The organism is Arthrobacter sp. BC5, assembly GCF_056680255.1.
In genome coordinates this window covers 1,582,271-1,605,965 of sequence record NZ_CM155273.1, presented here as the reverse complement: position 1 = coordinate 1,605,965, position 23,695 = coordinate 1,582,271, and the positions used below count along the sequence as shown (strand labels likewise).

Below are 23,695 nucleotides of genomic sequence, written 5' to 3'. Positions count from 1 at the left end.
GACCCCCGGCTGGTTGTGGTGTGGCTACCTGCTCAACCTCTTACCACGCCTGCCGGTTCCCGTAGGTGTCCCGCCAGGTGCCCATGGCCGAGATCTCGGTGCGCAGGCGCGTGGTGGCGCGCTCGAGCTGGAGTGTGTCGATGGACCGCGAGGTCTGCAGCAGACAGCGGCGCAGATCGGCCGAGAGTTCGTCGAGGGCGCGTGCCTGGGTGGCGAGGTCCCTCGTCCATTCCTCCTTGAGCGCGCGGTTGGGCTCCCGGTCCGCCGCCCTCAGCAGGTTCTCGAGGGAGGCCGCGGCCCGGTCGATCTCGGCGGCGGCACGCGGCAGGTCGCCGACGGGTCGGTTCTGCGCGGTCGCCTCCGCGAGGGCGAGGTGCGTGGCCCGCGAGGACCGGGACAGATTGCCGATGAGCCGCGCGGGTTCCCGCGTCAGCGCGTCCGGGGAGTAGGCGCGGGCGGCCAGCATGCCGCGGTCCTTCGTGCGCTCGATGATCCGCGAACTCCTGACCTTCCGAACCACGACCCAGCCGGCGACCCCGGTGCCGGCACCGAGCGCCAACAGGACCCCCACGCCGATGGCGAAGGCTTCGACGAGCTCCTCAAGCATGGCGATCCTCCAGGATGTGTTCCATCCATCCAGTCTGACCGCCTCCCCGGACAAATGCCACCCGCCCCATCCCACCGGCGGCGGGACATCGCGGCTACGGCCTGCCGCCGGTCCGCACCCCGGGAAGGCGCCACACCTGGACGCCGGGGCCGTGCCCCGAGATCTCGAGGGCGCCGCCCGCTTCCTCCACTGTTGCTCCGCCCGGGCCCAGGTCGACCGGCCGGGCTGCGTCCCACGGACCGGGCAAGAGGTCCGATGCCACCCGCACACCGCCGAAGTCCGCCCGGGCCGCCGCGACCACGAGGCATTCCTCCTCGTGCTCGCGCACGAACACGACGACGTCGGGTGCGGCGACCAGCCAGCGCACCGCTCCGTCCCGCACCGCGGGCGAGGCCCGCCGGAACGCCGCCAGGTCCGCGAGGAACCCCCGCCTGTCCGCCGGTCGCCGACCCGGGCTGTCCCACGGCATGGGCGTGCGGGCGTCCTCGCCGGTGGCGCCCCCGAGCCCGAACTCGTCGCCGGCGAACATGGTGGGCAGGCCCGGCAGCAGGAAGGTGAGGGCGAGCCCGACGGCGGCACCGCCGTCGACCATCACGGTGGCGGCGCGCGCGGTGTCGTGGGTGTTCAGCGCCGTCATGTTCTGTGAGCGGACCCGCCAGGAGAAGCCCGACGCGAGCGCCGTGTGGGTGGCGACGAGGCCGTCACCACCCATCCGGGGTACGCCCGCCGACGGCGTGCCGAAGAAGTTGATGGCCGCCGTCTCCTGGTACCCGCGCGACAGCCACTGCCACAGCGGGCGCGTGAGGTTCGAGTAGGTCATGCCGCCGTCCCAGGTCCGCCCGGACAGGTCCTCGGTGGCGTCGCCCGTGGATTCGGCGAGCAGCATCAGCCCTGGCCCGACGGCGTCCATGGTGGCGCGGATGAGCGCAGCGACCTCCCGGTTGAGGTCCACCTCCCCGTGCCGCCCGGTCATGTTGGCGACGTCGATCCGCCAGCCGTCGAGGTTGAAGGGGGGAAGCAGCCACCGGGCGACCACGGACTCCGGCCCCTCGACGAAGCGCCGGCGCAGTTCAGGTGAGGACCAGTCGAGTTTCGGCAGGCTGGGGACGCCGAACCAGCAGGCGTACTCCGTGCCGTCCTCGCTGAAGTAGTAGAAGCCGGCCTCCTCGCAGGTCGGATCGGCGGAGGCCTTCCGGAACCAGTCGTGGGCGTCTCCGGTGTGATTGACGGTGAGGTCCCCGAGGACGGCGATGCCGCGCGCGTGGGCGGCCTCGACGAGCCGGACGAGGGCTGCGTCGCCGCCGAGGAGCGGGTCCACCTCGTCGAACGTCGAGGCGTCGTACCGGTGGTTGGACCGTGCCGGGAAGAAGGGCGTGAGGTACAGCACGGTGGCGCCGAGGTCCCGGATGTGGTCGAGGCGCTCGGTGATGCCGTCGAGGTCTCCCCCGTACACCTGCCGGGGCGTGAGCTCCCCGTGCGGCCGAACCGGTTCGTCCCAGGAGCACGCGACGGCCCAGTCGGGCAGGGCGTCGAGGGGCACCGCGGCGGAGGACCTGGCGTACCGGTCGGGGAACACCTGGTAGATCACGGCGTCGCGAGCCCACGACGCCGGCGCGGGGCGGCAGTCGATCCGGAAGTCGTCCCGGTCGGGGGTGTCCCGCGGGGCCGTGCCCGTGGCGGTGAGCCAGCGCAGCACGGGCCCGTCGCCGCCCGGGAACTCGAACAGGAACCGGTAGCGCAGCGTCGGGTTGACCGCGGTGACCTGCGCTTCCCAGCATGACCATCCGTCGTCATCCCCGAACGCCCCGGGGAGCGGCCGGGCCTCGTCGTAGTGCCCCTCGCCGTCGCGGATCGAGCGGACGAACACCCGCCCCGGCATTCCCCAGCGGGCGGGGATCCGCACGCGCACCGCCAGGGTGTCCCCGACGGCCGGCGACTGCTCGGGCACGTACAGGGGCGAGCCGTCGTGGTGCGGTGCGAGGAACGGGTCCTGCACGGGTCAGCCCTTGACGGAGCCGGAGACGAGCCCGGTGGTGATGTACTTCTGCAGGAAGAGGAACAGGGCCATGACGGGTACGGCCGCGAGGACCGCGCCCGCGGCGAAGACGCCCCAGTTCTCGGACCGCTGCTGCGCCACGTAGGAGTACAGTCCGACGGCGAGGGTCTGCGAGTCGGGGTCCGTCAGCACCACGCTGGCGATCACGAACTCGCTGCTCAAGCCGATGAACGCGAGGAGCCCGACGACGGCGAGGATGGGCGTGACGAGCGGCAGGATGATCGTGAAGAACACCTGCACGTGGCTCGCGCCGTCGATCCGCGCGGCCTCGTCGAGGGACTTCGGGACCGTGTTGAAGAACCCGTACATGAGGTAGGTGTTCACGCCGAGCGCGCCGCCGAGGTAGACCATGATCAGGCCGAGCTGGCTGCCGAGGCCGAGCCACGGCACGACGTCCGTGATGGCGTTCAGGAGCAGGAAGATCGCCACGACGGCGAGCAGCTGGGGGAACATCTGCAGGATCAGCAGCGAGAGCAGGCTCACCCGGCGACCCGTGAAGCGCATGCGGCTGAACGCGTAGGCGGCGAGGGCCCCGAGGAAGACGGTGGCCGCCGAGGTCACCACCCCGATGATCAACGTGTTCACGAACCACCGGCCGAAGGGCCTGCTCGGGTTGCTGAAGAGCGCCTCGAAGTTGCCGGTGTCGAACCTGCTGAACAGGACGTTGGAGCCGGCCATGGTGCCGTTGGAGTTCAGGGCTGCGGAGAGCACGTAGAGCAGCGGGAACACGGCGAAGGCGGTGGTCGCGATGCCGACGACGTGGCGCCACCCCTTGTGCCTGAACCACTGGCCGAACGTGCGCCTGCGCTGCTCCGGGATGTTCCCGGGCCTGCCCGTGGTCGTTGCGGCGGGGGCCGCCTGGGGATCGGTGAACGTGGTCATCAGTTGATGTCCTCCAGAGCCTTGGTCTGCCGGAAGCTGATGGCGGAGATCGCGGCGACGATGAGAAAGATGATGATGGACAGGGCGCTGGCCAGGCCGTAGTCGCGGCCCACACCGGTGCCGAACGCGATCTCGTAGACCATCGTGATCAGGATGTCGGTATGGCCGATATTGGCGGTCGTGCCCGAGAAGCGGGGGCCGCCGTCGGTCAGCATGTAGATGACGTTGAAGTTGTTGAAGTTGAACGCGAAGCTCGCGATGAGCAGGGGCGCGACCGAGACCAGCAGGAGGGGCAGCTTGATGGCGGTGAACGTGCGCCACGCGGTGGCGCCGTCCATGCGGGCGGCCTCGTTGACCTCCTCCGGCAGGGACTGCAGGGCCCCGGTGCACACCAGGAACATGTAGGGGAACCCGAGCCAGAGGTTCACGACCAGGACGCTGACCTTGGCGAGCAGAGGATCCGTCAGCCACGGGATGTCCGCGCCCCCGAAGAAGGTGTTGTTGACGAAACCGAACTCGGGGTTCAGGAGGCCTGACCAGACGAGGCCGGCGAGGAAGGCCGGGAACGCGTACGGCAGGATCATGAGGATGCGGTAGATGCGCTTGCCGCGGAGGTCCGGCAGGTTGAAGGCGTTCGCGAGGAACAGTCCGAGCGCGAAGGTGGACAGCACGGAGACGATCGCGAAGGTGAAGGTCCACAGGGCCACCTGGAGCAGCGGGCCGCGGATGTCCTGGTCCGCGAACGCCTTCACGAAGTTGTCGAAGCCGACGTTGATCTTCCAGCCGGTGCTGAGCTGCTCGCCGTCCGCGGACCGGAAGGAGCCCTCGCCGGTGTCGGAGTAGGTGGTCCCGGTCCCGAGGTCGGTGAAGGTGCTCGTGGCCTCGTCGTAGCTCAGCGACGGGCGGTAGACGTAGGCGCTCGAGCCGTCACTGGTCCTGAGGCTGCCGTCCTCGGGGTCGTCGGAGAACGGGACGGTGATCGCCAGGATGTCCTCCTGGTTCGCGAGGACCTCCCCGAACTGGAGCGTGCGGTAGCCCTCGAGCTCCACGGCCTTGCCGGTGCCGTCGGTGACGGCGTCGTCGGCCTCCTCGAGCGGCTCCCCGGTGGTGCCGACGGACACCCCGCCGTCGGGGTCGGTGGCGAGGAGGTGGAACACGCCATCGGCCTCGAGGACCGAGACCCGGTAGGCGGGCGAGTCCGGCACGCGCTGCTGTGCGGAGAGCTGGATCGCGTTCACGGCGTCGGCCTTGGTGCTGTTGTGTCCGTCGCCGTAGTTGGTGAAGGCGACGTAGCCGCTGTAGATCATGACGAACACCTGGAACACCACGAGGAAGAAGATCCCGGGCGCCAGGTACTTCGCCGGCAGCCCGCCCCGGCGCAGGTAGATCCAGTTGACGAGGACCGTGACGGCCGCGCCGACGAGGAGGATCACCCACTTCTCCTGCAGGAAGAGCGTGATGAGGACGTAGACCGCGAAGGCGTCCACGAGGCCGAGCAGCACGATCTTCGCGAGCAGGCCGAGGGTCGAATCGGAGCGGACGGCGGTCTTCTTGGGAGGACGCGTTGCGGCCGGGCCGGGAGGGGCCGATGTGAGCATGGCGGAGGCTTTCGGTGTTCGGCGCGGAAGGCCGCTGCTGTGGTGCCGCCACCGCGAAGGGGTGGCGATGAGAAGGGCGGCGCCCGCCGCCTGAGCGACGGGCGCCTGTGTACTGCGGGTACTACTGGGCGGCGATCTTCGCCTCGATGTTGCCCACCATGGTGGTCCACGCCGCGGCGGGGTCACCCTCACCCTTGATCAGGGCGAGCTCGGTGCCTCCCCAGTCGGCCCAGACGGCCTGCATCTCGGGCAGTGCGGGCATCGGGACGCCATTCGCGCCGATCTCACCGAAGGCGGCGACGATGGGATCGGACGCTGCCTTGTCGAAGCTGGCCTTGAGCGCCGGCGGGCGTCCTCCGACGTCGTACATGGCATCCTGCGCCGCTTCGGTGCTCAGGTAGTTCACGGCGAACTCGTTGGCGGCGAGCGCGTTGGCGCTCTGCGCGGAGATGAAGAAGCCGTTGACGCCGATGAAGGGCTGGGCGTCCTGGTCGCCGACCGTGGGGAGTTCGTCGACGGCGAGGTTCAGGCCGGCGGCCTGCGCGTCGGGGACGTTCCACGGGCCGGTCAGGAAGTAGGGCGACTCGCCGGCATTGAACTTCTCCTTGGCGATGTCACCGGTGATGTTCGAGTTGAAGATCTTGGACCCGGTGTCGCCCCACTCCACGAGCTTCTTGGCGAATTCGACGCCGTTCGGCTCGCCGAGCAGCAGTTCGTCGGCGTTGTAGCTGCCGTCCTCGTTCTGCCCGAAGACCGGGACGCCCATCGAGGTCTGCAGCGGGTACATGTGGTAGGGGTCGCCCTGCTTGGGGTCCAGGCCCACCAGGAAGGGATAGGTCGCGTCGCCTGCTGCGACGGCGGCCTGGCCGTTGGCGATGACCTCGTCGAAGGTGCCCGCTGCCTCGGCGACGAGATCCGTGTTGCGCAGCAGGCCGATGTTCTCCAGGGAGTACGGGACACCGTAGACGCTGCCGTCATAGGTCATGGCCTGGATGGTGGACTCCTGGAACTCCGACGCCTTGTCGCCGAGCTCCACGGGCGCCACGACGCCGTTCTGCACGAAGGTGCCCAGCCAGTCGTGCGGGCCCACGATGAGGTCGGGTCCCTTGCCGGTGGGCACCTGGGTGATGAAGTCGTCACGGACCGCGGCGAAGTCCTTGACCGCGAGCTTCACCTCGATGCCGGTGTCCTCCTTGAAGGACTTGGTGATCTCCTCGAGGGCCGGGGCGCGTTCGGCGTCGACCCACATGGTGAGGGTGGTGGCGCCTCCCTCGGCGAGATTCGGGGCGGCTGAACTGGAACCGGCCGAGGAGGGGTCGGAGGCTCCTCCGCCGCAGGCCGTGAGGGCCAGGACGGCCACCGACACGACGCCGGTGAGCAGGGCGTGCCGACGCGTCGGCTGGGGGGATCGCACCTTCATTGGTGAACCTTTCATGAGCGGCTTCTGTCGATCTCCCGGCAGGAAGCGCGGGGCTTCGCGGACCGGGAGATGTGCGTGTCGCAGCCGCTCCCTACTCGGAGGCGACGGTGACCCGACTCACACTGTAAACGCTTGCATCCGATTTGACCAAAGAAGGGCGAGTGGCTGGCAGGAACCTCAGGAAAGACGCAAGGACAGGAGGCTGATCAATGAAAACGCTTCCACAATCCGGCTGCTCGGGGTCTAGGATGATCCGCATGTCTGAGATCGCCCCCCTCCTGCTCGGCGAGGCCCTGTCCTCACCCGACGCCTTCCATGCACCACTCCACGCTCCGTCCGAGGGCGACCAGTGGTGGCGCTCGTCCGTCATCTACCAGGTGTACCCGCGCTCGTTCCGTGATTCGAACGGGGACGGGATGGGCGACCTCCCGGGCATCACGGCGGAGCTCGGGCACCTCGCCGAGCTCAGCATCGATGCGGTCTGGCTCTCGCCGTTCTTCACCTCCCCCCAGCGCGACGGCGGGTACGACGTCGCCGACTACTGCGACGTGGACCCCCTGTTCGGCACACTGGCCGACTTCGACGCACTCGTGGCCCGCGCGGACGGCCTCGGCATCCGCGTCATCGTCGACCTCGTGCCGAACCACTGCTCCAACGAGCACGTCCTCTTCCAGGCCGCCCTCGCGGCTCCCGCGGGTTCCGCGGAACGCGCGATGTTCATCTTCCGGGACGGCCGCGGCGAAGACGGCGGCGATCCGCCCAACAACTGGCAGTCGCACTTCGGCGGGCCGGCCTGGACGCGCGTCATCGATCCCGACGGCACGCCCGGGCAGTGGTACCTGCACCTGTTCGACTCCTCGCAACCCGACTTCAACTGGGACAACCCCGCGGTGCGGGCCGAGTTCGAGCGCGTCCTGCGCTTCTGGCTCGATCGCGGCGTCGGCGGCTTCCGCGTCGACGTGGCGCACGCGCTCATCAAGGCGGAGGGGCTGCCCGACTGGGGCGGACGCGCCGACGGCGGTTCCTCCGAGGGCTTCCCGGGTTGGGAAGCGCCCATGTTCGGCCAGGACGAGATCCACGCCATCTACCGGCAGTGGCGGGCCATCCTCGACGAGTACGACGGCGAGCGCATCCTGTGCGCCGAGGCCTCGATCGACCCCCTGCCGCGGCTCACGAACTGGGTCCGCCCGGACGAGATGCACCAGGCGTTCAACTTCGCCTACCTGCACCACCCGTGGAACGCCCATGGCCTCCGGCACGTCATCTCCTCCTCGCTGACCGCGTTCGACGCCGTCGACGCCCCCACCACGTGGGTGCTCAGCAATCACGACGTCGTCCGGCACGCCAGCCGGTTCGGACTGACGGACGGCCCGCCGCGCGGAGGCGACGGCATCGGCCACGCCGACGCCCAGCCCGACACCGTGACGGGCCTCGCCCGGGCCCGCGCGGCGTCGCTCGCGATGTTCGCGCTGCCCGGTGGCATCTATCTCTACCAGGGCGAGGAGCTCGGCCTGCCCGACCACACGGCGATGCCCGACGACGCCCGGCAGGACCCGACGTTCGTCCGCACGGCCGGCGAACGGATCGGCCGCGACGGATGCCGCGTCCCCCTTCCCTGGCAGGCCGAGGAGCCGTCGTTCGGGTTCGGTGGCGCCGAGGGGACCGTCACACCGTGGCTGCCCCAGCCCGAGGGCTGGGCCGAGTACGCCCGCGATGTGCAGTCGGCGGACGCCGAGTCCACCCTGTCGCTGTACCGCAGCGCCCTGCAGCTCCGCCGTGACCTGCGCCTCGGTGCCGGTTCCCTCAGCTGGTCCCGCGACTTCGAGGCGTCCGATGTCGTCGCCTTCCGCAACGGGGAGGTGCTCGTGGTCCTGAACATGGGCGAGTTCGCCGCTCCGCTGCCGGACGGAACGGTCATCGCCGCCAGCTCGCCGGACTCCGTGACGGACGGCCTGCTCGCCCCGGATGCGTGTGTCTGGCTGATGGCCGCCGCCGGGTAGGAGATCCGCCACCGATCCGGAATGATCGGATGGGGACACCCTGGCCGGGGTGTCCCCATCACTGCTGCGAGCGCGGAAGGGGGCCCATGGCGGGCATCAAGGACGTGGCCGAGCTGGCCGGCGTCTCCACCGCCACCGTCTCCCGCGCCCTCAGCGGCAACGGGCGGGTCTCGGAGCGGGCGCGCGCACGCGTTCTGCAGGCCGCGCGGGAACTCGGATTCGTCGTCAGCTCGACGGCGTCCTCCCTGGCGTCCGGGCGGCACCGCAACATCGGGGTCGTCGTGCCGTCGGTGGCCCGCTGGTACTACTCGCAGATCGTGGACAGCCTCGCGGCGTCGCTCCTCACCGCCGGCTACGATCTGACGCTCTACAACCTGAACGAGGACGCCGGGATCCGCGACCGCGTCCTGTCGGAATTCCTGCTGCGCCAGCGGTGCGACGGCGTCATCCCGGTCTCGCTCGAGCTGAGCCGGGAGGAACTCGGCCAGCTCCTCGCGGTCGGCAAGCCCGTCGTCGGGATCGGCGGGCCGCTCCCGGGGGCCGAGACCTACAGCGTCAACGACCGCGAGATCGCCGAGCTCGCCACCGAGCACCTCATCGGCCTCGGCCACCGGCGTATCGCCCACATCGGCGGGTCCGACGCCTTCGAGAACGACTTCCGGATCGCCGGGACCCGACGCCACGGCTACGAATCGGCGATGGCCGCGGCCGGACTGGAGATCCTCCCGACCTGGCGCGTGGACGCGGACTTCACCATCCAGGGCGGCTACAGCCAGGCGAAACAGCTCCTCGGCTACCCGCGTGACACCCCGACCGCCGTCTTCTGCGCCTCGGACGAGATGGCCATCGGCGCGATCCTGGCCGCCCGTGAGCTCGGCCTGCGGGTTCCCGAGGACGTCTCGGTGATCGGCATCGACGGCCACGAGCTCGGCGAGGCGCTCGGCCTGACCACCGTGGCCCAGTTCCCCCAGCAGCAGGGGAAGCGGGCCGTCGAGCGCCTGCTGCAGATCCTGCAGGACCCCGACGCCTACCGTCCGATGAACCACTCGGCCCGCACGGCGCTGATCATCAGGTCGAGCACCGCCGCGCCGGCGTCCTGAGGCCCCTGCCACGCGCAGGGCCCGGCACCCCGCAGGGGATACCGGACCCCGGGGAGGCCGGACTACCGCGCCTCGAACACCGCGACCGTGCGGGCCGGGACCGTGAACGATCCGTCCGCGCCGGCTGCTGCCTGACGCACGACGTCGTCGCTCCCGTCCGCCTGGACGGCGTGCAGCGCGAAGCCCGTGCCGGCAGCGGCCGGCACGCGCTGCGTCGTGGCCTCGTCGGAGGCGTTGAAGACCACGACGATGCCCTTCCGCTCCGGATCGACGTCCGGGCCGACGGTGTCGTCCAGGTGCATCACGATCACGCCGGGCACCTGGTCGGGACCGCTGCCCGGGAAGGACAGCTTCTGCTGCACGAGTTCGGCGGTGCCGAGGCTGAACAGGGGGCTGCCCTGCCGGATCCTCAGCAGGTCCTGCGCCTGGGCGCTCGCCGCCCCGATGTCCGCCGGGGACGGCTTGAGGGCCGGATCGGCGAGCAGCGGCTGCATGAACGCGTACTTGGACTCGTTGTCCGCCCGCGGCGGCAGGCCCCGGCCGAAGCCGTTGTCCGTGCCGGTGTGGTCGAGGATGTTGAACCAGTCGCCGGAGTCGTAGCTGTTGCGGTCCAGCGACTTGCTGCGCAGCGCCTCGCCGCCCGCATGCCAGAAGGAGATACCCTGGCCCAGCGCGGTGGTGGAGAGCGCCAGGGTCTGCATCCGAAGGCGGTCCGCCATCGGGGTATCGGCCGGGAGCTTGAACGCGAGTGCGTCGAAGAGGGTCTCGTTGTCGTGCGCCTCGACGTAGGTGATGCTCTCCTGCGGGTCGGCGGCGTACCCGGCGGGGGCACCGTTGTAGTCGACGTCGGCGCCCGTGACCTGATTGCCGAAGCGGTCCGTGAACGCGTAGTCCTTCAGGTTGCCGGTGAGCCCCACCCGGATCTGGTCCTGGGACAGCAGCAGCCGGGCGCGCTGTTCGGCCTCGGTCCCGTTGCCCGCGACGCCGTTCGGGTCCGTCAGGAGCCCCGAGGCGAAGCCCTGGATCCTCGGGTCGTCGTCGAAGGGTCCGCCGCCGCGCACGGCGTCCCGGAGCCGGTCGTTGAACGTGCCGATGCCGGTGCCGGCCATGGTCGCCTGGGTGGCCTGCACGAAGCGGGCGTTGTCCGCCACCTCGCCGAAGTTCCAGCCCTCGCCGTAGAGGTAGATGGACCTGCCGTCCACGCCGTCGCGCTCCAGCGTCAGCGCGTCGAGGGCCGCGCGGACCTCGAGGATGTTCTGCTTCGAGTGATGCCCCATGAGGTCGAACCGGAAGCCGTCGAGCCTGTAGGTGCGGGCGAGCGTGACGATCGAGTCGACCATCAGCTTGCCCATCATGGTGTGCTCCGTCGCCGTGTTCGGGCAGCAGGTCGAGGTCTCGACGGCGCCCGACCCGGGGTCGAGGCGGTGGTAGTAGCCGGGCACGATCCGGTCCAGGTTGTTCGTCGAGGACTGGCCGGCGCCCGCCGTGTGGTTGTACACGACGTCCTGGATGACGCGCAGGCCCGTCTCGTTGAGTGACGCGACCATGCCGCGGAACTCGCGGATGCGGGTGGCGTCCGCGGGGTTCGTCGAGTAGGAGCCCTCAGGCGTCGTGTAGTGCAGCGGGTCGTAGCCCCAGTTGAAGCCGTCGCGGGCGGCGACGTCGGTGACGCACTCCTGCTGCTCCGTGCTGTCGGGGGCGAACGAGGCGAGGTCGCAGGCGGGTTCGGTCTGCCGGGCCCTGTCCTCCTCGATGGTGCCGATGTCGTTCACGGGCAGGAGGTGGACGGCGTTCAGGCCGCTGTCGGCGAGGCCCGAGAGCCGCTGCATCCCGTCGCTCCCCGGCCGGCTGAAGGCCGCGTAGGTCCCGCGTTCGGCCGTGGGCACCGTGGTGTCCGTGATCGAGAAGTCGCGCACGTGGAGTTCGTAGACGGACAGTTCCTCGGGGCGCTGCAGGGCCGGCTTGGCCAGGCTGGACCACGACGCCGGCAGCAGGGCCGGGTCCGAGAGATCCACGAACAGGGAACGCTCCGAGTTGGTGGACAGGCCGACGCTGTAGGGGTCGGTCACGAGGTTGTGTTCCACGGCGCCGGTCTCGGGCACGAAGACCTCGACGTCGTACAGGTAGTACGCCCCGTTCCAGTCCTTCTCGCCGTCGGCGCTCCACACGCCGTCCTTGCCCGCGCGGAGGGGACGCGTGGCGATCGGGTCTCCCCCGGAGCCGTCACGGAAGACCTGTACGGACACGCTGCGCGCCGTCGGGGCCCAGAGGTCCAGGTGGGGTTTCCTGCCCTTCCAGCTGAGGCCGAGCTGCTGGCGTGCGGCGCCCGCGTAGAGGTCGTCGAGGACGCCGGGCACCTGGACGCCCGTGGTCGCCAGGAGCTCTCCCTCCGGCGAGACGGCGGCGAGGAGCAGCTGCCCCTTCAGCAGGTCCGCGGCCTTCCGGGCGTCCTTCTTGCCCAGCGTCATGGTCGGGAGGTCGGCCAGGTGCGGGTACCGGGCGGCGAGATCGGCGGGCAGGGCATCGCTCTGCCGCGCGAGGTCGAGGTAGGTGCCACCCGTGACGGTGTCGTCCCCTGCCACCAGTCCGCCCTCCGGGGCGGAGTACAGCCGGAAGCGCGCATCCGCGGGCACGTCCGCTCCCCAGGCGAAGGTGCCGGCGGTCAGCCAGTGCGCCGCCATCGAACCCGTGGGCGCCTCCGCCAGGTCGCTCGAGACGGCGTGCGTGCGGTGGTTGTAGGTGAAGGTCACCGGGCCCCCCGGGGCCTGCAGCACCAGGTTCGCGCCACCGGCGGCGCCCCCGGCGCCGTAGTTCTCTCCCCACGACTCATTCAGCGCCACCTTGTACTCGTAGGATCCGGCGGGGACGTCGAAGGTCGCCGACCAGGTGTCCGGCGAACCGTCCACGGGTAGGAGTCTCGTGGCCGCACACGCCGGCTGCCAGTCGTCGGGGCAGCCGAGCTCTGCCTGCAGGGAGCCGACGAGCGCGACCGTGCCGGGCGCACCCGTGTGGTCGGCCAGCGCGGGCGCGGGCATCAGGGCCGCGAGGAGCGGCGCGGTCAGGACGACGGCGGCCAGCCGGGACCTGCGCCGACGGGCCGGCCTCTCGGCGGTGCGGCCCGCATCCGTGGTGTTCAGGGTCATGGTGGTCCTTCCCGGGCCATGCGTCGCTGCAGGCCGGACTGAGGAGGTGTGGATATCACGACCCTAGGGAGGGAGGAAGCCGAGCGTCAAGCAATTGATGAAACTTTCACGCAATCTTTCGCGTGAGGTTGCGGTGCTGCGCTAGATTGAGCCCCATGACTCCCGTCAACCGCAGCGAGCGGCCACGCCTGGACGACGTCGCCCGCACTGCCGGTGTGAGCGTCCCCACGGTGTCGCGCGTCCTGAACGGCAAGGGCGGCGCCTCCCAGGAGACACGGCAGGCCGTCCTCGCGGCGATGGACAATCTGGGCTACGAGCGGCCCGCGCGCACGGCCGGGCGATCGAAGGGACAGATCGGCGTCGTCGTCCCCGACCTCGTCAACCCCATCTTCCCGGCGTTCGCGGGCGCCATCGCGGCCCTGCTGGCGCCCAACGACTACATCCCCGCCCTGTGCACCCTGCCCGGCGGCGGCATCACCGAGGACGAGTACGTCGCCCTCCTGCTGGACCAGGGCGTCAGCGGGATCATCTTCGTCTGCGCCGCGCACTCCGACGGCCGGGCCAGCATGGAACGCTACCGGCGCCTGCGCGGTCGCGTGCCGTTCGTCCTGGTCAACGGGGCCAGGCCGGAGATCGACGCGCCCTCCATCTCGAACGACGACGCGACCGCCATCCGCACGGCCGTCCGGCACCTCGTGGCGCAGGGCCACCAGCGGGTCGGCTTCGCGACCGGCCCCGACCGCTTCATCCCGAGCCGCCGGAAGCTGGAGGGATTCCGGTCCGGGCTCGTCCAGTTCCTCGGCGACGACGACGCCGACCCGCACATCGCGACGAGCATGTTCACCATCGAGGGCGGGCAGAGCGCCGCGAACGAACTCATCGACAGCGGCCATACCGCGATCGTCTGTGCCTCGGACGTCATGGCCCTCGGCGCCGTCCGCGCGGCGCACACGCGTGGCCTGCGCGTCCCGGAGGACATCTCGGTGATCGGCTTCGACGACTCCCCGCTCATGGCTTTCACGGATCCGCCGCTGACCACCCTGCGGCAGAACGTGGCGGCGATGGCGGAAGCGGCCGTGCACGCCCTGGTCACCGAACTGGACGGGGACCGGACCACACGGACGGACATCCTGTTCCAGGCGGACCTGGTGGTCCGCGGTTCCACCGGCGCGGGACCGGCGGTGCGCGGCGGCGCCTAGTTCGCTGTCCTGGACGTGTCCGGCCGCCACACCACGAGCGCCTGGCTGCGCGGGCGGGGTCGCTGGCCGCGGGCCAGCGTGACGACGTCGCCGGCAAGACCCGCAGCGAAGATGCGGCTGGTCTCGGACTGGATGCGGCGGGATGCCAGTTCGGAGGACAGCTCGGTGATGCGCGACTGCAGCGCCGAGACCTGGTTCTCGAGTTCGAGGATGCGCCGGATGCCCTCGAGGGACACCCCTTCCTGCGACAACTTCTGGATCTCTCGCAGAGTGCCGACATCCTTCTGCGAGTACCGCCGTGCCCGTCCCGGCGCCCGGCTGGGCGTCACGAGACCCAGCCGGTCGTACTGCCTGAGCGTCTGCGGGTGCATGTCGGCGAGCTCGGCGGCCACGGAGATGACGTAGATGGGCACTGTGTAGTCCACTGCCTTGCCTCCTTCCGTTGCCGGTGCTCCCGGCAGTTGCTCGAACGTACTCCTACAGGCGCGCCTTCGCGGCGAGCCCCGCCCGGGGATCGGCGTCCTTCGTCGCGGCGCGGAACGCCTCGACGGCGGCCTCCGCCTCCTTGGACAGGTTCTGCGGAACGACGACCTCGACGGACACCAGGAGGTCACCGGTGGCCTTGGAGGTCTTCACCCCCCTGCCCTTGAGCCGCAGGGTCCTGCCCGACGGCGTCCCGGCAGGGACCCTCATCTTCACGAGTTCGCCGGTGACGGTCGGCACCTCGATCTGCGCGCCGAGCGCGGCCTCCGGGAAGCTGACGGGAACCTGCACGCGGATGTTGTCGCCGTCGCGCTTGAAGAACGGGTGCTCCTTGACGTTGACGGTGACCATGAGGTCGCCCGGTCCGGCCTGGCCGGGCTGTCCCTTGCCCTTGACCCGGACCTTCTGGCCGTCGCGGATGCCGGCCGGGATGCGCACGTCGATCTGCTCGCCCGAGGGCTCGCGCAGGCCGATCGTGGTTCCGTTGATGGACCCCGCGAAGGAGATCGACGTGCTGGCGGTGCGGTCCGCGCCCTTCTGCGGGCGCGTGGACTGGAAGCCACCGGGGAACCCGTTGCCGCCCGCTCCCCCGCCGCCGAACAGGTCCGCGAATTCCGGGGGCAGGTTGCTGTTCGAGAAGCCGGTGCGCTGACGCGTACCGGTCGCCGCGCCCTGGCCGAACAGGTTCCCGAAGATGTCCTCGAACCCGGCACTGCCGCCGGCTCCCCCACCCGCACCGCCGGCGGAGAACCGGGCTCCGCCGCCCATGGCGCGGATGGCGTCGTACTGCTGGCGCTGCTCGGCGTCGGACAGCACGGAATAGGCCTCCGATACGTCCTTGAACGTCCGCTCGGACGCGGCGTCGCCCTGATTCTGGTCCGGGTGGTACTTGCGGGCGAGCTTCCGGTACGACTTCTTGATGTCTGCGTCGGACGCATCTTTGGAGACACCCAGGATCTTGTAGAAATCCTTGTCGACCCAATCCTGACTAGCCAATTGGCGTCTCCTTTCCTAGGAACAGCTGAAGAATGTGGTCCGGGTTGCGTGGTCCCTGAGGACCACGCAACCCGGGGAACCGGGCGGAGTGCCGAGGCGGCTTCGCTATCTCCCAGCAAGCTCTGCGAGCTGAGAGATCCCGTTGCCGCCGTCCGGCATCCGCCCAGGGGCGGACGACCTACTCCGGCACCGCCACGATGACCTGCGCGGCCCGGAGGACGCGCTCGCCCTTGCGGTAGCCGGCGCGGAGGATCTGGCTGACGCTATCAGCCTCGACGTCCGCGCTCGGCTGCTGCATGAGCGCTTCGTGGATGTTCGGGTCGAACGCCACGCCGACGTCGTCGATCCGGGTGAGCTCGTACGTCCTGAGGACGTTCTCGAGCTTGCCTGCGATCGCCGCGAACGGGCCCTCGGCCAGGTCGCCGTGCTGGCGCGCGGCGTCGATGTCGTCCAGCACCGGCATCAGCGAGTTGATGACGCCGATGATCGCCTGGTCCCGCGCGACGTCGCGGTCACGCTCGACGCGGCGCCGGTAGTTGACGTACTCCGCCTGCAGGCGGAGCAGGTCGTTGCGGAGCTCGGCGACGACGTCGACCGCGGGGTTCGTCTCGCCTTCGGCGCCGGCCTCGTTCAGGATGGCCTCGGCCTGTGCCAGGGCATCCCCCTCGGAGGCATCGCCATCGGGTACGGCCTGCCCTCCGGCCGCGGATTCCTCCGCGGCCGGAGCGCCGGCGTCGTCCTGCTGCCCACGGACTTCGCCCGTCTCGGGGTCGATCTTCCGGTTGTCGCGAAAACTCACCGGCTCTGACTGGTGCTCTTCTTCATTTCCGTGGTGCGGCATGGCTACTTCTTCTCGCTGGTGTCTTCGTCGACGACCTCGGCGTCGACGATGTCCTCGTCGGTGCCTCCGGAGGCTGACTGGTCATCGGCCGGGGCGCCGGCGGAGCCCGCGTCCTGCTGGGCGGACGCGTAGATCGCCTCCCCGAGCTTCGACTGCGAAGCCTGCAGCTTCTCGAAGGCCGACTTCACCTCGTCGTCGTTGTCCTGCGACTCGAGCGCCTTCTTGAGGGCGTCGACATCGGCCTGGACGTCGGTCCGGACGTCCTCGGGCAGCTTGTCCGAGTTGTCGGCGATGAGCTTGTCCACCGAGTAGGCGAGCTGCTCGGCGCCGTTGCGGGTGTCAGCGGCCTCGCGGCGCTTCTTGTCCTCGGCTGCGTGTTCCTCGGCCTCGCGCACCATGCGGTCGATGTCCTCCTTGGAGAGCGAGGAACCGCCGGTGATGGTCATCGACTGCTCGGTACCCGTGCCCTTGTCCTTGGCGGACACGTGCACGATGCCGTTGGCGTCGATGTCGAAGGTGACCTCGACCTGCGGGACGCCGCGCGGAGCCGGGGCGATGCCGGTCAGTTCGAACGTGCCCAGCGGCTTGTTGTCCCGGGTGAACTCGCGCTCGCCCTGGAACACCTGGATGGCGACGGACGGCTGGTTGTCGTCCGCCGTGGTGAAGGTCTCGCTGCGCTTGGTGGGGATGGCCGTGTTGCGCTCGATGAGCTTGGTCATCATGCCGCCCTTGGTCTCGATGCCGAGGGACAGCGGGGTGACGTCGATCAGGAGGACGTCCTTGCGCTCGCCCTTCAGGACACCGGCCTGCAGTGCGGCGCCGACGGCGACGACCTCATCGGGGTTGACGCCCTTGTTGGGCTCCTTGCCGCCTGCGAGCTCCCTGACGAGCTCGACGACAGCGGGCATGCGGGTCGAACCGCCGACCAGGACGATGTGGTCGATGTCGGCCACCTTGATGCCGGCCTCGGAGATGACGTCGTGGAACGGCTTCTTGGTGCGGTCCAGCAGGTCCTTGGTGAGGTCCTGGAACTTGGCGCGCGACAGGTGCTCGTCGAGGTGGACGGGTCCGTCCGCCGTGACGGAGAGGTACTGCAGCGAGATGTTGGTGGACGTCGCCGAGGACAGTTCCTTCTTGGCCTGCTCCGCAGCCTCCTTGAGGCGCTGCAGGGCGATCTTGTCCTTCGACAGATCGGCACCCTTCGCCTTGGCCTGCGAGAGCAGGTAGTCGACGACGCGCTGGTCCCAGTCGTCGCCACCGAGGCGGTTGTCACCGGCGGTGGAGCGGACCTGGATGGTGGAGAAGGCGTCCTCGTCCTTGCCGACTTCGAGGAGCGAGACGTCGAACGTTCCGCCGCCGAGGTCGAACACGAGGATCAGCTCGTCTTCCTTGCCCTTGTCGAGGCCGTAGGCCAGGGCTGCCGCGGTGGGCTCGTTGACGATGCGCAGGACCTTCAGGCCTGCGACCTCACCGGCCTCCTTGGTGGCCTGGCGCTCGGCGTCGTTGAAGTACGCGGGGACGGTGATGACCGCGTCGGTGACCTTCTCGCCGAGGTAGCTCTCGGCGTCCGTCTTGAGCTTCTGGAGGATACGCGCGGAGATCTCCTGCGGCGTGTACTTCTTGTCGTCGATGGCGACGGTCCAGTCGGTGCCCATGTGGCGCTTGACCGACGAGATGGTGCGGTCGATGTTGTTGACGGCCTGGCGCTTGGCGATCTCGCCTACCAGCACCTCGCCGGACTTGGAGAAAGCGACGATCGACGGCGTGGTGCGCGCGCCCTCGGCGTTCGCGATGACGGTGGGCTCGCCACCTTCGAGGACCGAGACGACCGAGTTGGTGGTTCCGAGGTCAATACCTACTGCACGTGACATGCAATTTCCTTTCGACTGCCCGGGATTTGCGAGGCGCTCATCCGCCGGGCGCGTAGATTGAGCGTTCTGCACTCAAGTATAGGCGCGCCGGCGCCGAGGATCAAAACGAAGTTGAGTCCTCCTGACTCAACTCCTGCTCCTCAGGTAGCGGGGACGGCGGTGATGAGGCCTTCCCGGAAGGCGTCGACGAAGAGTGCGTGATCGTTCCGGACCGTGTCCGCGTAGGTCTCGCCGAACTCGACGATGTCCTCGATGAACTCGGTACGCGAGCGCTCGACGGCGCCGAGGATGGCGGTCTCGGTGCGGAACGGCACCAGGTCCTGGTCGGTGTCCTCGTCCGTGGAGCAGTGAATCTTCGCGGTGGCCTGGCCCAGTGCCTCGAGGACGGGTTCCATCTGCTCCGGCTCCGTGAGGTCGTCCCAGGAGAGGTCCCGCTTGTAGGGGGAGAGTTCGGACACCACGAACGAGACGCCACGGATGGTGGTGTAGCCCAGGAAGGGATCGGTGTGGGACTGCAGGGAGCGCTGGCTGATGACGGCCCGGTGCCCGTCGTCCGCGAAGTAACCGCGGACGCGCTCGTCGGCCACGATCCTGCTCGGAGCGGCGATGTTCGACTGCTTCATCGTCAGGATGATGTCGTTCTCCTGCGCTTCGTCGAATCCTTCGATCAGCACGTTGTAGGTCGGCAGGCCGGCGCTGCCGATCCCGAAGCCCTTCTTGCCCACGATGCCCTTCACCCGGTAGAAGACGCGGCGGCGCGAGCGTTCGCTGTCGGGGATGGTTTCGAGGTAGCGCTCGAAGGCCGCCGCCACCTCGGCATGCTCGTCCTCGTCGAGCACCCTGATCGAGCCGTCGTCGCGGAACTGGCGCTCGTAGTCCTCGATGAGCGTGAGCGAGTCGAGCAGTCGCGTGCGCCGCGCGGCGCGGGCCTGCTGCAGCACGTGGTGGATGGGGCCCTCCGTGTTCTCGAGTCCGAAGGCGAAAGCAGACTGTTCGTCCTCCACGTAGTCGGCGACCCGGCCGAGGTACGCCTCGAGGTAGGTGCGCGCGAGGTTCCGTACAGCCTCTGACGGCAGGGCCTTCTGCCAGCACAGCAGCGTCAGCGACGCCACGAAGCGGCGCAGGTCCCAGGAGAAGTGACCGACGTACGCCTCGTCGAAATCGTTGACGTCGAAGGTCAGCCGGCCCTCGTTGCTCATGTAGGTGCCGAAGTTCTCGGCATGCAGGTCCCCGTGGATCCACACCCGGCCCGTGCGCTCATCCGCCCAGCTGTCCTCGAGGTCCGCCATGTCGGTGTAGAACAGGGACGCACTCCCGCGATAGAAGGCGTAGGGATCCGCGGCCATCTTCCGGAACCGCGCGCGGAAGGCGAGGGGGTCGACGCCCATCAGGTCCTGATGGGCCTCGACGAGGGTGCTCACGATGTGCTGCTGACGGGATTCGGTGGCTGCCATCCGCCCACGGTACGCCTGTGCCATTCCCGCCACCCGGACCGGGCCGTGGCCGGCTCGGGTCCTGCGTCTTCCCGAACGCTAAGCGACAGCGGTGACGCCAGGCGCACACCATCGGTTCACGTCCGGGAGCTCCTCGAAGGCCGGCTTCGCGAACCAGTACCCCTGGAACAGACGGACACCGACTGCCTCGAGGAACAGGAACTCGGACTCGGTCTCGACGCCTTCCGCGAGCACCGTGATACCCAGCTCGTCGGCGATACCCACGACGCCGGTGACGACGGCCTGGCGGGCCGGACTGCCGTCGACTCCTCGGATGAGCTTCATGTCGATCTTGAGCAGATCCGGCTGGAACTCGACCAGGAGCCCCAGCCCTGCATGGCCGGCGCCGAAGTCGTCGATGGCGGTGGTGAAGCCGTGCTTGCGATACTCGGCGATGATGTTCCGGAGGTGGGCGGTGTCCGCCACCTCCTCGTCCTCCGTGAACTCGAACATGATGGACGTCGTCGGGAAGCTGCACCGCTCGGCTGCACGCAGCGTCGCCCGAAGGCATGCAGCCGGTTCGTAGACCGCGTTCGGCATGAAATTGATCGACAGCTTCAGATCCTCGCCCGCAGGAAAGAGGCGGGACGCCAGCTCGATCGCCTTGATCCGACAGTCCTGGTCGAAGCGGTACTTCTGCTCCGGACCGACCTTCGACAGGATCTCGAAGGCACTCTCACCCGACAGGCCCCGGACCAGCGCCTCGTAGCCCCACACGCGGCCGGCGACCGCGTCATAGATGGGCTGGAAAGCCATGCTGAAATCGAAGTCGAGTCCCGACGATGTCGCGCAGCCACTGCATGCCATGCAAAGTGCCCCCTCACTGGTTCCGTCCGCGCCCAACGATATCGGGTCCGGCATGCATCAGGCGTGCCGAAGAAGTCCGGGCAGAGGCGTGTCGACACGGGCATCCAGGACAACCGAGCTTCAGGACCTCAGCACACTGCGAACCTGTCGGAACCGGTCGCCACTGCTGGATGCCATACTTCGGGCATGGATCTTGACCAGTGGTGGAACGATGTGATGCCGGAAACGCGGGACTGGCTCGTCGCCGACAACGGGGACGCACTGACGCCGGAGGTCGTCGCCGACATCAGCCGCGCAGGTGGCCTCATCGCGACGGATTCCTGGTGGATGGGCGAGCGCGGGCCCGACGGCGTCTTCCTGTCCGACGCGGCGAGGCACTGGATCCAGGAGCGCGCCGACGGCGAGCAGTAGCAGCCGCTGCCGGGAGCACGCCGACGCACCGGGCGGGCACCGTTGCCTGCCCGGGGTGACCGTGGCTGTGAGGCCGGCCTCCGGCTACCGGGCGACGAGCATCACCGCGAGGAGGAGCATGACGACGGCGATCAGCGCGTCCAGGACCCGCCAGGCCCACGGCCGGGTGAAGAGCGGGGCCAGGAAACGGGCCCCGGCGCCGAGAGCCGTGAACCAGACGATGCTGCCGAGGCCGGCCCCGGCGGCGAACCACCATTTCCCCTCGGCCCCGTGCGTGCTCGCGAGGGAGCCCAGCAGCAGCACCGTGTCGAGGTACACGTGGGGGTTGAGCCACGTCAGGGCCAGGCATGTCCCGAGGGCCGCCTTCCACGACGTGGCGCGCCCGCCGGCGGCTTCAAGGCGCCCACCCCGGAGCGCACGCCGCGCCGCGAGAACGGCATATCCGCCGAGGAACGCCGCACCCGCCCACCGGACCACCTCGAGGAGCACGGGCGCCTGCTCGATGGCCACGCCCAGTCCGCCGACGCCGAGCGCGATCAGCACGAGGTCGGAGACGGCGCACACCACCACGACCAGGAGGACATGGGACCGGAGAAGCCCCTGCCGCAGGACGAAGGCGTTCTGCGAACCGATGGCGACGATCAGGGTCAGGCCTGCAGCGAGGCCTGTGGCAGCGGTGGTGATCACCTCATCAACCTAGGGTCCGGCAATGATTCAGGCCAGCTAAAGCTTCTTCAGTATGATAAGAACTGCTTATGAAGCACGTCGAACCGGCCCAGGCGAAGGCGCTCGCCGCCATCGTGGGCGAGGGCAGCTTCGAGGCCGCAGCCGCCGCCCTCTCGGTCACCCCGTCGGCCGTCAGTCAGCGCATCCGCTCGCTCGAGATCGCCGTCGGCCGCCCTGTCATCACCAGGACCAGGCCGCTTCGCCCCACGGAGGCCGGTCAGGCGATCGTCCGCTTCGCGCGACAGCTCGAGCTTCTCTCGGCGGATCTCGCGGCGGAGCTCGACGCGGGCGGCGAGGGGCAGCGCCCGCGCATCACCATCGTGGTCAACGGGGATTCGTTGCACACCTGGGTGCTGCCCGCACTGGCCCCGGTCGCCGCGACCCTGCAGATCGAAGTGCTGCGGGAGGACCAGGAGTACTCCCTCGAACTGCTCCGCAGCGGGGCCGCTGCGGCTGCGATCACCTCCGTGGCCGAGCCCGTGCCGGGGTGTTCCTCCCATTCCCTCGGCATCATGCGCTACGTCCCGGTCTGCACCCGCGAGTTCCACCGGACGTGGTTCCGTGGAGGCGCGACACCCGAGCATCTCGGCGCGGCCCCCGTGATCGTCTTCGACCGCAAGGACGATCTCCAGGACCAGTACCTCCGTTCGAGGACGCTCCGCGCCCTCGACCCGCCCCGCCACTACGTCCCGGCGGCGCAGGAGTTCGCCGACGCGATCCGACTCGGCATGGGATGGGGGCTCATGTCCGAGCTGGAGCTCGGGAACGAGCCCGCTGGACGGGGCCTCACCGCGCTGGAGCCGGACGGCTACGTCGATGTGCCGTTGTACTGGCAGCAATGGCGCCACGGTTCGGCGGCGCTCGCGGCCGTCGACGACGCGGTGCGCCGCGCATCGGCCCTCCTGCGACCGCCTGCCGCCGGGACGAGGTGACGGTGTGGACCGGGCCGCAGCAGAGTCCCTCGCCACCGCCAAACGTCCTGTCCTTGAAGTGTCAGGCAAGATTGCTAGTATCGTCGGGCGAGCAGCCGCTCGCCGACAATGGCAAACCCGGTGCAAGCCGGGGACGCAAAGCCACGGGACCCACGCGGTCAGCCGGGCCGCCGAAGGGAACAGGTCCACGGAGTATGCCCAGGACAGGTCAATTCCATACAGTCTCCGCCCAGGGCATCCCGCCAGTACTGGGGCACTCGTCGCCAGGCGCCGCCTGGAGCGCGCTGCGGCGCCACCACGGGTCGTCAGGCCATGAGTAGCCTCCCGGCCGGTGAGCGCCGGGCCGCCGTCGTCATCGAGGACGATCTCGACATCCGCAACCTCGTCTGCGCCGTCCTCGAGCAGGGGGGCTTCCAGGTCACTGTCGCCGCCACGGGCCGGGAGGGCGTCGATGTCGTCCGGCAGCAGCATCCCGCGGTGGTCACCCTGGACATCGGGCTGCCCGACATCGACGGGTACGAGGTGCTGAGGCGGCTTCGCTCCACCACCGACTGCTACGTGATCGTCCTGAGCGGGCGCGCCGACGAGACGGACATCCTCACCGCCCTGCAGGCCGGCGCGGACGACTACGTGGTGAAGCCGTTCCGACCGCGCGAGCTGAGGGCCCGCATCGACGCGATGCTCCGCCGCCCCCGCCTTCTCCCAGCCCATCCGCACGCCCAGTCAGCAACGCCGGCCGTGGCCGCACAGAGCCGCGGCGCCGGCGACGACCCCCGGGAAGGATCCGACACCCTCCTGCGCAACGGGAACCTCGTGGTGGACAGCGAGGCCCGCACGGCCACCTGTTCCGGCGCGGAACTGCCGCTCACGAAGACGGAGTTCAACCTGCTGCACGAGCTCATGAAGAGCAACGGCGCCGTACGGACCAAGGAGGAACTGGTGCGCGTCTCGCGTGGCGGCGACTACCGCGGGTACAACTTCGTCAGCCGGACGGACGAGCGTGCCATCGAGGTGCACATCGCCAACCTCCGCCAGAAACTCGCCCGCAGCGAGGGAGACCCCGACCTGATCACCACGGTGCGCGGGGTCGGCTTCCGCATCATGCCCCGACGCACCGCGCCACGCTAGGC

General features: G+C 69.5%; 19 protein-coding genes and 1 riboswitch. Of the genes, 6 read left to right on the top strand and 13 right to left on the bottom strand.

The window, feature by feature from the left end; translation table 11 throughout:
- Window positions 1–40: 40 nt before the first annotated feature.
- The 5 genes from AC1MFI_RS07430 to AC1MFI_RS07410 form a co-directional block, all read right to left on the bottom strand.
- Window positions 41–607 carry a hypothetical protein gene (locus tag AC1MFI_RS07430; protein ID WP_479820470.1) on the bottom strand — a complete coding sequence of 189 codons (567 nt, stop codon included), beginning with the start codon at window positions 605–607 and terminating at the stop codon, window positions 41–43.
- A 94-nt stretch (window positions 608–701) separates the two neighbouring features.
- The gene (locus AC1MFI_RS07425) at window positions 702–2,603 is read right to left on the bottom strand and encodes an alpha-amylase family glycosyl hydrolase (protein WP_479820469.1); all 1,902 of its coding nucleotides are present in this window, start codon (window positions 2,601–2,603) and stop codon (window positions 702–704) included.
- A gap of 3 nt (window positions 2,604–2,606) precedes the next feature.
- Window positions 2,607–3,545, bottom strand: coding sequence for a sugar ABC transporter permease (locus tag AC1MFI_RS07420; protein WP_479820467.1), 939 nt, complete (start codon window positions 3,543–3,545; stop codon window positions 2,607–2,609).
- Entirely contained in the window at window positions 3,545–5,143 is a 1,599-nt protein-coding gene (locus AC1MFI_RS07415; RefSeq protein WP_479820466.1) for an ABC transporter permease subunit, read from the bottom strand. Before AC1MFI_RS07415 ends, AC1MFI_RS07420 begins: the two co-directional genes overlap by 1 nt.
- Before the next feature lie 121 nt (window positions 5,144–5,264).
- Window positions 5,265–6,563 (bottom strand): sugar ABC transporter substrate-binding protein, encoded by a 1,299-nt coding sequence (locus AC1MFI_RS07410; protein ID WP_479820465.1) that lies wholly within the window; start codon window positions 6,561–6,563, stop codon window positions 5,265–5,267.
- A 257-nt stretch (window positions 6,564–6,820) separates the two neighbouring features.
- Here AC1MFI_RS07410 and AC1MFI_RS07405 point away from each other — a divergent pair, with 257 nt between their 5' ends.
- Both AC1MFI_RS07405 and AC1MFI_RS07400 read left to right on the top strand, forming a co-directional pair.
- Window positions 6,821–8,563 (top strand): glycoside hydrolase family 13 protein, encoded by a 1,743-nt coding sequence (locus tag AC1MFI_RS07405; RefSeq protein WP_479820464.1) that lies wholly within the window; start codon window positions 6,821–6,823, stop codon window positions 8,561–8,563.
- A gap of 86 nt (window positions 8,564–8,649) precedes the next feature.
- On the top strand, window positions 8,650–9,663 hold the full coding sequence (locus AC1MFI_RS07400) for a LacI family DNA-binding transcriptional regulator (protein ID WP_479820463.1): 1,014 nt from the start codon (window positions 8,650–8,652) through the stop codon (window positions 9,661–9,663).
- A 62-nt stretch (window positions 9,664–9,725) separates the two neighbouring features.
- Here the strand turns inward: AC1MFI_RS07400 and pulA are convergent, their stop codons facing one another.
- Window positions 9,726–12,806, bottom strand: coding sequence for a pullulanase-type alpha-1,6-glucosidase (gene pulA / locus AC1MFI_RS07395; protein ID WP_479820462.1), 3,081 nt, complete (start codon window positions 12,804–12,806; stop codon window positions 9,726–9,728).
- Window positions 12,807–12,961: 155 nt separating this feature from the next.
- Between pulA and AC1MFI_RS07390 the strand changes: the two genes are divergently transcribed.
- Window positions 12,962–14,005: a LacI family DNA-binding transcriptional regulator gene (locus AC1MFI_RS07390; RefSeq protein WP_479820461.1), complete on the top strand. Its 1,044-nt coding sequence runs from the start codon at window positions 12,962–12,964 to the stop codon at window positions 14,003–14,005.
- Here AC1MFI_RS07390 and AC1MFI_RS07385 read toward each other — a convergent pair.
- From AC1MFI_RS07385 to AC1MFI_RS07360, 6 genes are all read right to left on the bottom strand, one after another.
- Entirely contained in the window at window positions 14,002–14,430 is a 429-nt protein-coding gene (locus AC1MFI_RS07385; RefSeq protein WP_479820460.1) for a heat shock protein transcriptional repressor HspR, read from the bottom strand. The genes AC1MFI_RS07390 and AC1MFI_RS07385 overlap by 4 nt on opposite strands.
- A 52-nt stretch (window positions 14,431–14,482) precedes the next feature.
- Entirely contained in the window at window positions 14,483–15,484 is a 1,002-nt protein-coding gene (locus AC1MFI_RS07380; protein WP_479820459.1) for a DnaJ C-terminal domain-containing protein, read from the bottom strand.
- 178 nt (window positions 15,485–15,662) lie between these two features.
- Window positions 15,663–16,325, bottom strand: a complete 663-nt coding sequence (locus tag AC1MFI_RS07375; RefSeq protein ID WP_479820458.1) for a nucleotide exchange factor GrpE — start codon at window positions 16,323–16,325, stop codon at window positions 15,663–15,665.
- A gap of 2 nt (window positions 16,326–16,327) precedes the next feature.
- Window positions 16,328–18,196, bottom strand: coding sequence for a molecular chaperone DnaK (gene dnaK / locus AC1MFI_RS07370; protein WP_479820457.1), 1,869 nt, complete (start codon window positions 18,194–18,196; stop codon window positions 16,328–16,330).
- Window positions 18,197–18,336: 140 nt separating this feature from the next.
- A complete protein-coding gene (locus AC1MFI_RS07365) occupies window positions 18,337–19,650 on the bottom strand; it encodes a DUF2252 domain-containing protein (protein ID WP_479820456.1) in 1,314 nt (437 codons plus the stop codon).
- Window positions 19,651–19,728: 78 nt separating this feature from the next.
- The gene (locus AC1MFI_RS07360; protein WP_479820455.1) at window positions 19,729–20,445 is read right to left on the bottom strand and encodes an EAL domain-containing protein; all 717 of its coding nucleotides are present in this window, start codon (window positions 20,443–20,445) and stop codon (window positions 19,729–19,731) included.
- Window positions 20,446–20,682: 237 nt separating this feature from the next.
- Between AC1MFI_RS07360 and AC1MFI_RS07355 the strand changes: the two genes are divergently transcribed.
- Window positions 20,683–20,907: a hypothetical protein gene (locus tag AC1MFI_RS07355; protein WP_479820454.1), complete on the top strand. Its 225-nt coding sequence runs from the start codon at window positions 20,683–20,685 to the stop codon at window positions 20,905–20,907.
- A gap of 84 nt (window positions 20,908–20,991) precedes the next feature.
- Here AC1MFI_RS07355 and AC1MFI_RS07350 read toward each other — a convergent pair whose 3' ends face one another.
- Entirely contained in the window at window positions 20,992–21,594 is a 603-nt protein-coding gene (locus AC1MFI_RS07350; protein WP_479820452.1) for a LysE/ArgO family amino acid transporter, read from the bottom strand.
- 68 nt (window positions 21,595–21,662) lie between these two features.
- On the opposite strand from AC1MFI_RS07350, the gene AC1MFI_RS07345 reads away from it, so the two are divergent.
- Together AC1MFI_RS07345 and AC1MFI_RS07340 are read left to right on the top strand one after the other, a co-directional pair.
- Entirely contained in the window at window positions 21,663–22,565 is a 903-nt protein-coding gene (locus tag AC1MFI_RS07345; RefSeq protein WP_479820451.1) for a LysR family transcriptional regulator ArgP, read from the top strand.
- 100 nt (window positions 22,566–22,665) lie between these two features.
- Window positions 22,666–22,740, top strand: a riboswitch (cyclic di-GMP riboswitch).
- Window positions 22,741–22,877: 137 nt separating this feature from the next.
- Window positions 22,878–23,693: a response regulator transcription factor gene (locus AC1MFI_RS07340; protein WP_479820450.1), complete on the top strand. Its 816-nt coding sequence runs from the start codon at window positions 22,878–22,880 to the stop codon at window positions 23,691–23,693.
- The last annotated feature ends 2 nt before the right edge of the window (window positions 23,694–23,695 follow it).